This window comes from Ferruginibacter sp. (assembly GCF_049840995.1).
Classification (GTDB): Bacteria; Bacteroidota; Bacteroidia; order Chitinophagales; family Chitinophagaceae; genus Ferruginibacter.
Genome location: NZ_JASGIP010000003.1, coordinates 1,619,749 through 1,634,820, shown reverse-complemented (window position 1 = coordinate 1,634,820; position 15,072 = coordinate 1,619,749). Strand labels below are relative to the sequence as shown.

Genomic DNA, 15,072 nt, shown 5'->3' with positions numbered 1-15,072 from the left:
ATCTAAAGGCATCCTGTTTAAAAGCAGGGTGCTTTTTTTTACTTTTGCATTTTACTGATCGTATGAAATTTTTTAGCTTTTTTATTGCAGCCTGTTTTTTTATTGCCGGTTGCACTCAACCCAAACAAACTTATACCAAACTGGATCATGCGTGGCTGGACTCCATTATCAAGCACAGCGACAGCAGTTATACCAAACCTTATTTCCGCACCGATTTTGTAACGGCTGCTTATTATCTCAACAGGAAAGATTCTGCTGTTTGCCAGCTGATGAAAGACTCTGCCGGTACTATTGTACAGGTGATAACCACGAAGAATGATACCCGTACTTTTTACGGACAATATTATACCAATGGCCAGTTAAAAGCGCTGCTGCCGCTGGATAAGGAAGGCAAATTTGATGGCGAGTCCGTTTCTTTTTATAAAGACAGCGTGGTGGAAAGCCGCGGCAAATATGTACACGGCCTGAAAAACGGCAGCTGGAAATATTATGACAGCACCGGTAAATTCCGTTCTGCAGAAGAATTTAATAACAATGGCCAGGTGATAAAAACCAGCACCAACTAATAACATTTAGATAATTATTGAGTAACCTTTAGGTAAGACAGCCTGCCGACCTTGCAGCCAGAATCATAGCATTAAAAAGTTTAGTTTAATTTTTCTTAAGCAATAAGCAAATATTCTCATGCTTGTAACCACCTGTTAGTCTTATCTGGGTGGCTTTTTTTCTACACTGTGTTAAGCCAATGTTACCAAATTGTTACTATGCACATTTAAATCACATTCTTGTTCACAGCTTTAAAATCAGCGATTTAGAAATTATATTCACATCCGTTTTGCCCCTCCCGAAAACAACGGCCTGTTTATTGCAGGCTACAATTAAACCACTTAAACTTAACACAATGAAATGGGTTAGCGTAAACAATGGTACTTCCGGAGAGAATTTTGAATTATGGAAAGATGATGCCACTAAACTGGCAGATATGTCCTTTAGCAAAGGCACCCGTATTGCAAGGTTTGTAAGCAATCTTACCAGGCGTTTGTTCTTTTTTGAAAAGAGAGGGCTTTTTTCCCGCAAGGCGGTGATCAAGAACGAATATGGTATTAAAATGGGTAATCTGGAAGAAGAAAAAGCCGGTGCCAATAAAGGGTTTGTGGAACTGGATGGCAGGAGATATTATTTTGTTTACAACCAGAATAACTCGGGCGAACTGGAATTGTATGATGAATCGATGGAGAAGAGTTTATTACGCTGCAGTTTTGATACGATCGCAAGCGGTTTCAATAAAACAAAATCATTACTGGATTCAAAGTTCCCCAGCCTGCTGATGGTACTTTGCTGGTATGCTTTTCAGCCACACAGCGCCAATACAGCGCCGGAACTGGCGGCCTAATTAATATTGTAATAATACCCCGTTAATATTCAGTTTATACTGCAGGTGTTTCTTTGTAAAACATCTGTAAAATGAAAAATTGTCTTCCTCTTAACCTTTTGTCTCCTTACCGGGCAGGTTTTTGCACAGCAGGACAGCACCCCCAACATTTTTATTATTACTACCGATGGCTTTCGCTGGCAGGAAATTTTTAATGGTGCCGATTCTGCTATTATCAATAATCCCGGTTATGTAAAAGATACCGGCTTGCTGAAACAGATCTACTGGGATACCAACCTGGAAGAGAGACGTAAGATGCTGTTGCCTTTTATCTGGAATACTTTGGCAAAGCAGGGCGCTATTTATGGCAACCGCAATTTTGATAATAAAGTAACTGTTGCCAACGCCTACCGTTTTTCGTATGCGGGGTATAATGAAATATTGACGGGTTATCCCGATCCTTCCGTGATCGCCAACCGCAAGCGGTACAATTACAATGAGAATGTGCTGGAGTTTTTAAATGGTCAACCGGCGTATAAAAATAAAGTGGCAGCTTTTGCAAGCTGGAATTTATTTGAATACATTCTGAACAGGCCTGCCAATAGTTTTTACCTCAACAGCGGTTATCAAAATATTGCACATGATTCGTTGACCGATACTGAATTACTGGCGAATGGTATTCAACAGAACGTAATGAACAATACGGATGCTACAAGAAACGACATGCTCACTTTTGTTGCAGCCAAAGAATATATACGCAATAAACATCCTAAAGTAGTATATATCGGTTTTGGTGAAACGGATGAATATGCACACAGCGGTAATTATGATGGTTACCTGCAAAGCGCTCATTTATTTGATGAATATGTAAAACAACTCTGGTGTCTTGTTAACCAGGATCCTTTTTATAAGAACAATACCAGTTTTATCATCACCACCGATCATGGCCGCGGGCAAAAAAATAATACATGGGTAAGGCACGATATGTTTACCGCAGGCAGCAAGAATACCTGGTTGATGACTTTGGGCAACGCTTTTGAAGCCAAAGGGGAAGTAAAAACAAAAGACGAAATATTCAATGAACAGATAGCGCAGACGGTTGCGCATTTGCTGGGTTTTGATTTTACAGCCGATCACCCGGTAGCGGATGCATTATCGCTTAACCAATTGCATTAATTGTGGTAGAAAGATCAATGTGCAGCGGCATCTCTTCCTTCATCCTTTACATCTTTATTTTCTTTGAGGTAATCGTTCTTGATCTTTTTCTCCAGGTCTTTTTCATCTTTCATATTTTTTTTTACCAGGAAAATAATTAATGCAACAAGCACCACAGCAATACTGATAATAATGGGCCAGTTCATAATGAATAGTTTTTACTAAAGTAAAAATATTTTCAGCCCTTGTATGTTAAGTTTTGTTTACACTGCTGTGCATAATTCATATAGTAACCTTGCCTTAATACTGCCGTAATAATTTGGTAAAACATCCACGGTAATTTGCCGTATAAAAATTTGCTGATGCAAACTAACCCATCTGTATTCCGCCAGAACAGGATCTATTTTTCCGGGCTGTTGTTTATTATTCTTGCTGGTATGTTGTACCTCGCTGTCAATGGAAAATCAGCCGCTTTTATTGCCCTGAATGCTTACCATCCCTTTGCATTAAATGTGTTCTTTATCAATTACACTTTTATGGGTGATGGTATTTTTGCCCTTTGCCTTATTGCTGCAATATTGTTCTATTACAAACGCAAACAACAGGGATTGGCTTTGTTATACTCCTTTTTAATTTCGGGACTTATAGTACAGCTTATAAAGAATCTGGTAAATGCACCAAGGCCTAAACTGTTTTTTGAAGCAGGACAATACCTTCATTTTATTGATGGGGTAAGCCTGGCCAACAATTCCAGTTTTCCATCGGGGCATACGGCGACTGCCTTTGCATTGGCTACTGTAATGGTAATGATGATGAAAGATAAATCATGGCAGCTGCTGATATTGATCGGCGCCATGCTGGTGGGTTATTCAAGAATTTACCTGGCGCAGCATTTTTTACTGGATGTAGTGATCGGTGCTGTTATCGGCAGCGCTTCGGCAGTGGTGGCGGTATATATTGCCACCAATATCAAAGGCATTAAAAGGTCTATCAAAAAAATGCACCGCTTGCCATCGGGCAATCCTGCTGCATCACCTTCAGCCATACAGCCGGTATGAGTAAATTATTCGATGCCCGTTTTTTTAAATTCGGCATTGTGGGCGTAAGCGGTATGCTGCTGGATTTTTCGGTTACCTGGCTTTGTAAAGAAAAACTGAGGCTCAATAAATACCTATCCAATTCACTGGGTGTAGCATGTGCGGTGGTCAGCAATTTTTTACTCAACCGTTACTGGACCTTTGATCAGCATGCCCAACCCTTTGCAGCACAGTTCTCAAAATTTGTATGCATTTCTTTACTGGGTATTGCCATCAACAACTTACTCCTGTACTTTTTAGTGAAAAATTTTAAAGCCAATTTTTATGTATTAAAACTGGTTGTCATCGGCCTTGTTTTTTTCTGGAACTATATACTCAATACGCTCTTTACTTTTAATTGACCCGGTTGAATTATAAAAAGAGAACAATATGGTTGATCATCATTGCTACTTTGATACGCTGCATTACTGCAGGCAGTATTGAACTGGGCAATGATGAAGTGTATTACCGCCTGTATGCCCAGCACCTGCAGTGGAATTATTTTGATCATCCACCCATGGTGGGCTGGCTGATAAGACTGACCACTTTTAATCTTTTTGCAGATAATGAATTCTTCATCCGGCTGGGCGCCATTATTGCTGCAGCCGGCAGCACCTGGTTTTTATTTCTTTCTGGTAAAAAGTTACAGGATGAACGCACCGGTTTTTTAGCGGCCTTTATTTATACCTGCACTATTTACGGCAGCATCATTGCCGGCACATTTATTTTACCCGATTCGCCACAAATGCTCTGCTGGACGGCCGGGCTTTACTTACTCATTGGCATCACTGCGAATAAAACTATTGATAAAACCGCCAAAAACAAGCTGCTGCTTTTTGGACTGGTGGCTGGTATTGGTATGCTGTGCAAGATCCATACGGTGTTTTTATGGCTGGCGTTTTTATTATACATCATCTTTTACAACCGTCAATGGTGGAAGACCTGGGCACTGTATGCAGCAGGTATTATAAGCCTGTTGCTGTTCTATCCTGTGATACAATGGAATATTGACAACCATTTTGTTACTTACCTGTATCACAGTAATCGGGTAACCGTTACTGATAGCGGATTCAATATCAATTCATTTTTAACTTTTGCCACTGGGCAATTCTTTTATTACAACCCGGTGATATTTGTATTGATGATACCCGCTGTAATGGCAGCCTTCAGCAATAAACTTTCTGTTTCCAATGCGCACAAAAGACTATTGTTATTAGGCGCCTTGCCATTGATATTACTGGCAACGGCTATTGCTTTTTTCAGGGATGTGCTACCGCACTGGACAGGACCGGGTTATTGCGGCCTGGTATTGCTAACCGCCTGTTATTTTTCCAGGAAAAATGTTTCTGCTGCAAAAAGCCCTTCTTTACCCAGGCCTTTAATATTCGCCGCTGCATTGATAACAACCATTACCATTGCCGGCATTTTTGTTGTTGATCTTTTACCCGGCAGGCTCGGTAAAAAAGATAAGGAAGTTTATGGAGAGGGTGATTTTACACTTGATATGTATGGATGGAAAGGTTTCAAAAAAATATTCAGTGAAATAGCACAGCAGGATGTAAAAAACGGTGTGATGAAGCGTGATGCAGTGATCGTTTGCAACAAATGGTTTCCCGCAGCGCATATTGACCAGTATATTGCGATGCCTTTAAAAAAAGATGTAGTGGCGATTGGTGACACGAATGATATTCATCAATACGCATGGATCAATTCCGAAAGAAAAAAACTGCAACCCGGCGATGATGCATATTGCATCGTGCCTTCCAATTATCCTGTTGATGTAAAAGCTGTATATAAAGATCATTTTGCCGTGATCGACAACCCGGTTATTATTGAACAGAAAAGAAATGGGAGCACCTGCCGTTACTTCAGTATATGGCGGCTTCATAATTACCTTTTAAAACAAAACCCTCCTGCTTATTGACAGGAGGGTTTTTCTTACTATCCCAATACACCAAAGAGAAAGATTGCGAGTAATAAAAGTAATGCAGTAAAAATAATAGCCTGTTAAGCTGTTATTAAGCAATTGTTATATCAGCCGGGCGGCTTCTTTCTGCCAGTCTTCCATAGAGGCGGCCACCGTATTTTTAAGGAACTGGCAATACCAGCGACCCGAATTCTTGATCACTCTTTTCTGTGTTTTAAAATCCACGTGCACCAGGCCGAACCTTGGATAGAAACCTTCGGCCCATTCAAAATTATCCATCAACGTCCAAACAAAATAGCCGTTCACTTTGGCGCCTTCTTTTTTGGCCAGCAATACCTGTGCAATATGGTCCTGTAAATACTTTACGCGGTGCCCGTCATCCACAATACCTTCTTCGCAATTGTCATCAAATGCGGCACCATTTTCTGTTACAATAATTTCCTTTACCTGTTTATAGCTGCTGTATCTTTTCAGTGCATTGTAAATGGAAGGCGGATGTACTTCCCAATCCATTTGTGTACGTTGTACATTGCGTGCACTGGCCTTTATGATCTTTGCTTTTACAAATGGCATTAAAGGCGCATAACTCACCAGCTCCCTTGTATAATTCTGCAGGCCTACAAAATCCATATCAAAGGCCAGTTTCTTTTCATCGTGTGGATACATAAAACGTTCTATGCGTTCCATGATCCTGATATCATTTACAGGATAACCCAGGCCCAGCAATGGTTCAATAAAAGTGCGGTTCAGCAGTGCATCTACTTTTACTGCAGCTCTTATATCCCGTTCGTCATTGGCACGATAGGGTTCTACATGCGAATAAGAAAAGGTGGTGCCTATTTTACAATCGCCTCTTAAAGAACGTATCAATCTCCCCCCTTCTGCCTGGCACAACGCTGCATGATGCGCCGCTGCCAAAAAACTACTCAGTCCTTTTTTACCGGGCGCATGCACACCCAAAAAATATCCTGCACCGGTAAATACCATTGGCTCGTTCAATACCATCCAGTGTTTTACCCGATCACCAAAATTTTTTATGCAGCAGTCTACAAAATAACTGAACCAGTGTATCACTTCCCGGTTGATCCAGCCACCTTTGCGCTGCAATTCTTCCGGCAGGTCCCAGTGATATAGAGTGATCCAGGGTTGTATACCCAGTTCCAAACAAAAATCAATCACCCTGTTATAAAAATCAATGCCTTTATGATTGATGGCTCCTACGCCATGCGGCAGTATACGGCTCCAGGAAATAGAAAAGCGGTAATGGGGAATATTTAATTTGTAGATGAGCGCAATATCATCGGCATAATGATGATAAAAATCACAGGCTATATTGCCGTTATCGTTGTTGAATATCTTTTTCTTTTTTTGCGAGAAACTATCCCATATTGATGGGCCTTTGCCATCAATATTATGAGCGCCTTCTATCTGGTAAGCTGCAGTAGAAACACCCCAGTTAAAATCATCTCCAAAATCATTCCTCGTAAACAGCATACCCTATCCTGTGATTTGATTTAAAATTTCTCCTAAGCTTTTATCCTTTAGTTTTTTTGCAGAATAAATACCCTCCCCCGGCTCCACTGTTTTTTTAGCAACTGCCGCACCATGTTTTTTTATGATCATGCTGATGATCCTTTCTGTGCTGTTGGGATAATTGACTGTTATTGCCTGCTTACTTTCCACCCATGCCTTTATTTTTTCCAGGTGCTTTTTCTTCAAACTTTTAATTACCGGCACCGACATTGTTTTTAATGCTGCTGCATTACACTGCTGCTCATATTGCCCCTTCATGGGTATGGCCATCAGCTTTTTTTTCATGTACAATGCTTCTGCCGGTGTTTCAAAACCTGCGCCGCACAAAATACCGGTGCAGCTGATAAAGCTTTCTATAAAATCGTCATTATTCACCGGTCTTATATGCACATTCTTTTCGCTGTATTCTTTTTTGGAATGCTTGCTGAATACCTGCCAGTTGATCTCTTTTATCTGCCCTAATATCTTGATGATCTTTTTATCGCTGTATGCCGGCAGATAAACGGTATAATGTTCCAGGCGCTGTTGCTTTGCCTCTCTTACCTGGCTTCTTATTACCGGTGTAAAAATATTTTTATCGTAAGCGCCAAAATGAAAACCATAAGCCGTGGTTACCGGTGCATAGTTGTGCAGTATGGCTTTACCAACAGGATCTTTCTTTTTTGGTTTGGGCGATTTTTTATTGATCACAGCAGCCTGGTGACTCAGCCCGATACATTCTTTATGTTTCATCCTGCAGGCCCAGGCGCTTACCGGTTCAAAATCATTTATCACCAGGTCATATTCTTCCACCGGCAGGCTTTTGATCTCTTTGTACAATTGTTTAAGATTACTTTTCTTATAAGTTGCAATGAGATCGACACCTCCGTTCTTTCCAAAAATAAAACTCAGCCCTTTGAATTTATACTTTACTTCATAAGGCAATTCCACATCAGCCTGTATACCACTCACCAGGATATCCAGTTCGCCTTTTTGCTGCAGCAGGGGAATAATATCCCTTGCCCTGCTTAAATGGCCATTACCTGTTCCCTGTATCGCATAAAGTATTTTCATTGATTCCGGCGGTTAGCCCGGCAACTATTGTTTGCTGGTTGGTTATTGTTTTAGCAGGTTAAATTCTTCCATCATGTTATCGAACAACTGCGAGTTATTCAGTTCTTCTTCTTCATGGTCGTCAATATGTTCCACATCTGCTTCATCAAATCGGTATATCTTCCACTCTTCGTTTACATATTCCAGTGATGTTAAATTTTCGATCCAGTCGCCACTGTTCAGGTACATGATCTTTCCATGCGGATTGCTGATCTCTCTCATTTCGGGCTGGTGAATATGCCCGCAAACCACGTAATCGTAATTATTACTGATGCCTATATCTGCCGCCGTTTGTTCAAAACTGTTGATGAATTTCACCGCACTCTTCACACTGTTCTTTATTTTTTTAGATAGTGACAACTTACCTTTTTTAAATATCCTCTCCGAAATAAAATTGGCCAGCCGGTTGATCAGTATCAGTGTGTCATACCCTACAGCACCGAGTTTTGCCAGCCATTTACTATGTTGCATGGTCACGTCAAACACATCACCGTGAAAGAACCATGCTTTTTTTCCGTTGTCCAGGTCCAGTATCACTTTATTCACTACTTTCAGCGATCCCATTTTAAAACCTACAAACTTCCGCAGCATTTCATCATGGTTACCGGTGATGTAATAGATCTTCACCCCCTTACTCATCCAGCCCATCAGGTGTTTGATCACCTTCATGTGCGCTTTGGGCCAGTAGCGTTTACTGAACTGCCAGATATCGATGATATCTCCATTAAGGATCACTGTTTTAGGCTTAACGGTTTTAAGGTAGCGCAGTAATTCTTTGGCATGGCAGCCATAAGTGCCCAGGTGCACATCCGACAAGACCAGGATATCCAGCTTTCTTCTTTTTATTTTATCCATCAATGGATCTTATAAAATTTTAGTGCCGGGTAAAATGCAGACAGCATTGGAAGAAATATCCTTACAGAAAGTTGCAGAAAAAAATATGGTACATTTTTCATAATGTAAGAAATTGGGATAAGTAATAAACAAAATAACCAAAAGCGTTTAACCAAATGTTTAAGCCAATGTTACCCCACTGTTAAATTATAGTGCATAAGTAGCCGCTGCATTACCAAATTGTTAAGAAAAGATTACCGCAGTTTTATAAAAATGTAAACTCTTTGCGGGCTGCATCCCGATAAAAATTACTGTGCAACATTTGCAGCAAATATCAAAACCTGCTTATTATGCACTATTTCTCTAAACTTATCCTAAGAAGTTTTTCTATTGTTCTATTCCTGTTATTTACGGCTGCGGCATCTGCACAAACCATTCGTGGTAAGGTTACCGACGCAGCAACCGGCGAACCGTTGGTAGGCGCCACCGTAACACTGGAAGACACCAAATTTGCCACGGTGGTAAACCTGGATGGCAGTTATGTTTTTAAAAATGTTCCTGCGGGTAAATACGATATCAAAGTAAAATACGTAGGCTATGAAAAAGAAGAAATAAAAAATGTGGAAGTAAAAGCGGGGCAGGATGTGAAGGGGATGGATGTAAAATTAAAAGCAGCCTCGAAAGAGCTGACCGGTGTTGTAATGACCTCTTCAAAAAATACAGAGTCTGATAAATATGCAAGAAGCCTGGAAAGAAAATCGGATGTGGTGCAAAACCTGCTTTCTGCAAAAGCGATCGAATTATCACCGGATGTAACCGTTGCTAACTCTTTACAAAGGGTAAGTGGTGTTACCGTACAGCGCAGCAGCAGCGGCGAAGGCCGTTATGCCATTATACGTGGTATGGACCAACGCTATAACAGCACCTTGGTAAATGGTATTAAAATACCCAGCCCCGATGATAAATTCAGGTATGTACCACTCGATATTTTTCCGAGTGATATATTAGAGCGCCTGGAAGTAATAAAAGCGCTTACACCCAATATGGAAGCAGATGCTATTGGCGGTGTAATGAACCTGGTAATGAAAAGTGCGCCTGCTAAACAAACATTCACTGTGTTTGCAGCTACTGGAGAAAATATGTTATTCAACGATCGCCCTTTTGCTACATTCGATCACAGTGTGATCAGCAAAAAAGATCCCGCTGAAATCAATGGCAATTCTTATATCGCTACCGACAAAGATTTTCCAAGGGCTAATTTAGATCAACATAAAAAATCAAACCCACTCAATCTTCAAACCGGTATCACTTACAGCAACAGGTTCTTAAAAAAGAAACTGGGCTTTTTGATCGCCGGAAGTTACCAGAACAATTACCGCGGTTCGGATGCGATATTTAATGTGCAGGATGCACAGCCAACTTATCGCCGTAATCTTACCGTAAATGGTGTACCGGGTCAGAACTATGATAACAATGCCAAGTTTGGCGATGCCAATATCCGCCAGTATTCAACACAAAATACAAGGATAGCTATCAATAACAAATGGGATTACGTATTTAACCAGAGCAACAAAATATCATTGTACAACTTGTACGTTAGAATGGATGAGTTCCAGGCAAGGTATACGGTTGATACGAACGTGGCTACCAATCCCGGTCAGATCACTTATAATACCCGCAGCAGGTGGCAGATACAAAGTATTTACAATTCCACTTTACAGGGCGATCATAGTTTAAGATCCAATTTTAAAATTAATTGGAGTGCTGTTTACTCACTGGCAAAGCAGCAGGTACCCGACCAGGCAGATTTTAATACCACCAATGTTGCCGTAAATGGTGTATTGCAACAGCAACAGAATTTAGTAAAAGGTATGAACAGGATATGGTCGCATAATACGGATAAGGATTATGCCGGTTACCTCAATTTTATCTACACTCCAAAAATTCATGAAACCAATGTAGAGTTCAGTGTTGGTGGATTGTACAGGCACAAGAACCGCGATAACTATTACAACTCTTATTCATTATCTGCCGATGGCGCCACACAAAACTATACAGACATCTACCACGCTGCTTATAGCTTTAATCCTTCCAGTGCAGGTGCTCCTAACTTAACTACACCCAATACTTATACTTTAAAGGAAGAAATAACTGCAGGTTATGGCCAGTTTAAATTTATGGCCAGTCCTAAACTGCAGATACTGGGCGGTGCAAGGATAGAATATACCAATGTGCATTATAATACTGCCGCGCCAAAAACCTATAATCTTAAAGACGGAAGGATCTGGTACACGGATGTATTACCCAGTCTGCATTTAAAATATGATATCAACAAAAAGCAAAGCATGCGGCTTTCTTACTTCAATAGTTTGGTAAGGCCGGGTTATTTTGAGATGACACCGTATTACCTGGATGCAACAGAAGATCAGTATGCGGCACAGGGTAATCCAACTTTAAAACACACTACTGCCGATAACTTTGATCTGCGTTACGAATTATTCCCCGGCGGATCTGACCAGGTATTAGCTGGCGTTTTTTATAAAAATATACACAACCCTATTGAGACTGCATTTTACAACAAGCTGATCACCGGTGGTAATTCCGGCACCAGCACGGCTATATTAACACCACAGAATTTTGGCGACGCTACTAACTATGGTTTTGAACTGGTGGCCACCAAATACTTTGGCAAGTTTGGTATCAATGCCAACTACACTTATACACACTCTGCAATCACTACCGATAAGAACTACTTCTACTATGATACTACTTTAGTGCCTGCAAGAGGTAACACCAAGGTATTATCACAAACAAGGCCGATGCAGGGACAGGCCAATCACGTAGCCAATGTATCACTGCTGGTAAAAGATCCTAAAATTGGTTTGGATGTACAGCTGGCATTTGTATACACCGGCGAAAGAATTGCATTGGTGTCCAGCTATTATCAATTGGATACCTGGCAGGCGCCTTACAGCCAGCTGGATTTTTCTTTCGAGAAAAGGATCGTGAAGCACCTTTCATTATATGGTAAAGTAAATAACCTTACCAATTCTAAAACCCGGTTCTTCATTAAGCAACCTTATGTTTTAGAAAACACATTGAACCGTATCCCCGGCCAGGATGACCCGATGAATTCCATTTTTGTACAAAGGGATATTTACAAATTATCATTCTTATTCGGCTTACGCTTTAAACTATAATCATCAAAATATTATTCGTTATGAAAAATTCTATCGTCTTAATAATTATTTGTACCAGCCTGGTGGCAATACTCAATGGCTGTAAAAAAAATCATCTCGATCAGTATGATCTTTACCAGTATGTACCGCCACCAGCAAAACCCATCAGCGATGCCACGCCTCTTTGCGGCAGCATATCAGGCACTATGTTATCTGGTAAAACCTATACCGTTAGTTGTGATGTATACGTAAATCCCGGCGACAGCCTTATAATTGAACCGGGTGTAAGAGTGAACTTTCAAAACCAGGCAGGCATTATTGTGCAGGGTAACCTGTTCTCGTTAGGTACTGCAGAAAAACCAATTTATTTAAGTGTGGATGGTCTTACCAAAACAGATGCACCGTCGGCTAATTACAACGCCGCTAAAGACTCTGCTTTTGCAGGCAGGTGGAAAGGTGTGATAGGAGATAAAACCTGTAAATACCTGGTATTAAAATGGACACATATTGAATACGCAGGTGCATTACTGGGCAACAGTGTAGCACCACTGTTAGGGCTAGCCGCAACTGACAATTCATATGGTGTTTTCTTTTCTAATGCAGATGGTTATTTTGTTTTTGAAGATTCCTGGATATATGGCACCGTGGACGATGCGATCCGTGTTGCAGGTTCAGGTGGTAAGTTTGCGATCTTCAGAAGCACTTTTGAAAAATGTGGTAAAAGCGGTGGTGATGTATTGAATGTAAAAGCAGGTGGTATTGGCGATATGGCTTATAATTTCTTTATGGGCAATGCCACTAACGCTTTAAAAGCATCCAATGCGGGTAGTGGCCCGGGCATTGCAAACTGCGAAGTGCATATTTATAACAATACATTGATCAATGGCGGCTGGAGGCAAACAAAATCCGGTCGTGGGGGTTCTATTAATTTTGAAAAACTTGCTTACGGACAGGCATTCAATAATTTAATGGTCAACTGCAGGTGGGGCTTGCGCTTAAGCAGCGATATCCCTGATACTACTTACATGTACAATAAAAATTACGGTTATAATTTTTACTGGGCAGACAGTTTATCGGTAGCCAACCAGATATTCCCTTATACACCCGGTGCAGTAACCAAACCAGTTTCTACCGATATTCCTAACCCGCTTACTTATTTACCTGCAAATTATCAATATGCCCCTTGCGTGGCTTATAACGGTGCAGCAGCGGTACAGGCAGTTGATCCGCAATTTTATAATTATACCTTGCCAGTTACCGGTGGTTACAGGATGCAGGACATTACTGCTATCGGTAATTTTAAATTCACCCTTAAATCAACATCGCCCTGCATTGGTAAAGGATATACCAATTTCAGCCCGATGAAAGTGGTACCGGTTGATCCTAAATATGGTGTAACCTATTATCCTGCTCCGGGTAAAGACATTGGCTGTTACCAATTTGACGGTTCCGGCAACCTTCATTATTAAATTTCATTGCCAAGTATTATTTTAGCCATATGAAAAGGATTCTTACAGCAAGCTGCTTTATTGTTTTGTCCCCGCTCTTTTCCAAAGCACAGACCTGTAAGGATCCTTTTTTAGGTTCTAAAGCTTTATATCAAAGCCAGCAATCAAAATATGCTCCTCCTCCACCCGGCTATCAACCGGTGTTCATCGATCATGCCGGCCGCCATGGCGCCAGGCATCTTACCAAAGATGTAAGCAGCTACCCCTTGTACACTTTACTTGCAGCAGCCGATAAGGCAAACGCATTAACAAAGGCAGGAAAAGTATTAAAAGAAAAAGTAGATAAGCTGCAGATCGTAGAAGCCCAGTATTTAAAAAGCATCAGCATTGAAGGACAGGATGAACAACATGCGCTGGCCGACCGCACTTTTACCAATTACGGCAATGTGTTTAGAACACCCCAACTGGTATTGCATATTGATTATACCAAAGAAATAAGAACACTGCAAACCTGCAATGCTTTTGTAGATGAACTGAAAGCAAAGATCAATAATAACGATACGCTCATCACCAAAAAGATCAATGATACCACGCTGCGTTTTTATGACCTGTCAGCTGCTTATACAGCATATAAAGACAGTGGTTACTGGCATAAATATTTAACCCAGCTAAAAGGTTTGGTGAATTATACAGCTATCGCCAATAAAATTGCCAACACTATTTTTACAGCTTCATTTTTAAAACCGGGCGATGCGGATAAAGTTGCATCAGACCTGTATGGTTTCATCACCATTTTTTATTCCATACAGGGCGAGATCATTAAGGCGGGTTATACTCCTGCACAGGTAGATATGCAGGAATTTGTGGATTGCAACAGCCTGCACATTTTATCGGTGATAGATGATGCAGAAGGATTTTACGAAAAAGGGCCCGGCGATAATGTGAACGGTATACAGGTAACTATTGCCACACCGTTGCTGGCAGATTTTATTAAAGCAGCAGATGAATATACCAGCACTCAATCAATGAATGCCAAACTGCGTTTTTGCCATGCAGAGACCATTGCACCTTTTGCAGCTTTACTGGGATTGGAAAATGCCAGCAAACCCACCAATAAAGTAAAAGATGTGTACGGTATATGGAGAGATGATAAAATTATTCCCCTCAGCGCCAATATTCAATGGATATTTTATAAAAAACAAGGATCAAACAATTACCTCGTAAAATTTTTACTGAACGAAAAAGAAGTAACCGTAAAAGGTATCCCCACCACAGCATACCGCAATTATTATAACTGGACTGATGTAAGAGCTTTTTATATAAAAAAATTGCAACGCTATACAGCGAATATCCATCCTTGATAGTCTTTCCCCCGTGTTTATCAGCCAGGCCAAATAAAAAACTGCATTACACTTTGTTGCTACACAAATGCTGAAAATTTACTATATTAGTAGAT

The 15,072-nt window shown here is 40.7% G+C and carries 13 protein-coding genes; 9 read left to right on the top strand and 4 right to left on the bottom strand.

Going from position 1 to position 15,072, the window contains the following annotated elements; translation table 11 throughout:
- The first annotated feature begins 62 nt into the window (after positions 1 to 62).
- From QM738_RS08860 to QM738_RS08850, 3 genes are all read left to right on the top strand, one after another.
- Positions 63 to 566 (top strand): toxin-antitoxin system YwqK family antitoxin, encoded by a 504-nt coding sequence (locus tag QM738_RS08860; protein WP_462276330.1) that lies wholly within the window; start codon positions 63 to 65, stop codon positions 564 to 566.
- Between the two features lie 335 nt (positions 567 to 901).
- Positions 902 to 1,393 carry a hypothetical protein gene (locus QM738_RS08855; RefSeq protein ID WP_462276329.1) on the top strand — a complete coding sequence of 164 codons (492 nt, stop codon included), beginning with the start codon at positions 902 to 904 and terminating at the stop codon, positions 1,391 to 1,393.
- Positions 1,394 to 1,639: 246 nt separating this feature from the next.
- Positions 1,640 to 2,548, top strand: coding sequence for a hypothetical protein (locus QM738_RS08850; protein WP_462276328.1), 909 nt, complete (start codon positions 1,640 to 1,642; stop codon positions 2,546 to 2,548).
- 14 nt (positions 2,549 to 2,562) lie between these two features.
- Here QM738_RS08850 and QM738_RS08845 read toward each other — a convergent pair whose 3' ends face one another.
- Positions 2,563 to 2,733, bottom strand: a complete 171-nt coding sequence (locus tag QM738_RS08845) for a hypothetical protein (protein WP_462276327.1) — start codon at positions 2,731 to 2,733, stop codon at positions 2,563 to 2,565.
- 156 nt (positions 2,734 to 2,889) lie between these two features.
- Here QM738_RS08845 and QM738_RS08840 point away from each other — a divergent pair, with 156 nt between their 5' ends.
- Genes QM738_RS08840 through QM738_RS08830 form a run of 3 tightly spaced genes read left to right on the top strand, consistent with a single transcriptional unit; the run spans position 2,890 to position 5,527 of the window.
- A complete protein-coding gene (locus QM738_RS08840) occupies positions 2,890 to 3,585 on the top strand; it encodes a phosphatase PAP2 family protein (RefSeq protein ID WP_462276326.1) in 696 nt (231 codons plus the stop codon).
- Positions 3,582 to 3,965: a GtrA family protein gene (locus QM738_RS08835; RefSeq protein WP_462276325.1), complete on the top strand. Its 384-nt coding sequence runs from the start codon at positions 3,582 to 3,584 to the stop codon at positions 3,963 to 3,965. The genes QM738_RS08840 and QM738_RS08835 overlap by 4 nt, the downstream gene beginning before the upstream one ends.
- Positions 3,966 to 3,970: 5 nt before the next feature.
- Positions 3,971 to 5,527: an ArnT family glycosyltransferase gene (locus QM738_RS08830; RefSeq protein ID WP_462276324.1), complete on the top strand. Its 1,557-nt coding sequence runs from the start codon at positions 3,971 to 3,973 to the stop codon at positions 5,525 to 5,527.
- A 105-nt stretch (positions 5,528 to 5,632) separates the two neighbouring features.
- Here the strand turns inward: QM738_RS08830 and QM738_RS08825 are convergent, their stop codons facing one another.
- The 3 genes from QM738_RS08825 to QM738_RS08815 are packed head-to-tail and all read right to left on the bottom strand — an operon-like array spanning position 5,633 to position 9,010.
- Positions 5,633 to 7,024, bottom strand: a complete 1,392-nt coding sequence (locus tag QM738_RS08825) for a GH1 family beta-glucosidase (RefSeq protein ID WP_462276323.1) — start codon at positions 7,022 to 7,024, stop codon at positions 5,633 to 5,635.
- A gap of 3 nt (positions 7,025 to 7,027) precedes the next feature.
- Positions 7,028 to 8,116 (bottom strand): glycosyltransferase family protein, encoded by a 1,089-nt coding sequence (locus tag QM738_RS08820; protein WP_462276322.1) that lies wholly within the window; start codon positions 8,114 to 8,116, stop codon positions 7,028 to 7,030.
- A gap of 42 nt (positions 8,117 to 8,158) precedes the next feature.
- Positions 8,159 to 9,010, bottom strand: coding sequence for a UDP-2,3-diacylglucosamine diphosphatase (locus tag QM738_RS08815; protein WP_462276321.1), 852 nt, complete (start codon positions 9,008 to 9,010; stop codon positions 8,159 to 8,161).
- A gap of 329 nt (positions 9,011 to 9,339) precedes the next feature.
- On the opposite strand from QM738_RS08815, the gene QM738_RS08810 reads away from it, so the two are divergent.
- From QM738_RS08810 to QM738_RS08800, 3 genes are read left to right on the top strand one after another with little or no spacing between them, the layout of a single operon-like run.
- A complete protein-coding gene (locus tag QM738_RS08810; protein ID WP_462276320.1) occupies positions 9,340 to 12,189 on the top strand; it encodes a TonB-dependent receptor in 2,850 nt (949 codons plus the stop codon).
- A 20-nt stretch (positions 12,190 to 12,209) separates the two neighbouring features.
- Positions 12,210 to 13,637, top strand: a complete 1,428-nt coding sequence (locus QM738_RS08805; RefSeq protein WP_462276319.1) for a hypothetical protein — start codon at positions 12,210 to 12,212, stop codon at positions 13,635 to 13,637.
- Between the two features lie 29 nt (positions 13,638 to 13,666).
- Positions 13,667 to 14,977, top strand: a complete 1,311-nt coding sequence (locus QM738_RS08800) for a histidine-type phosphatase (RefSeq protein ID WP_462276318.1) — start codon at positions 13,667 to 13,669, stop codon at positions 14,975 to 14,977.
- Positions 14,978 to 15,072 lie beyond the last annotated feature (95 nt).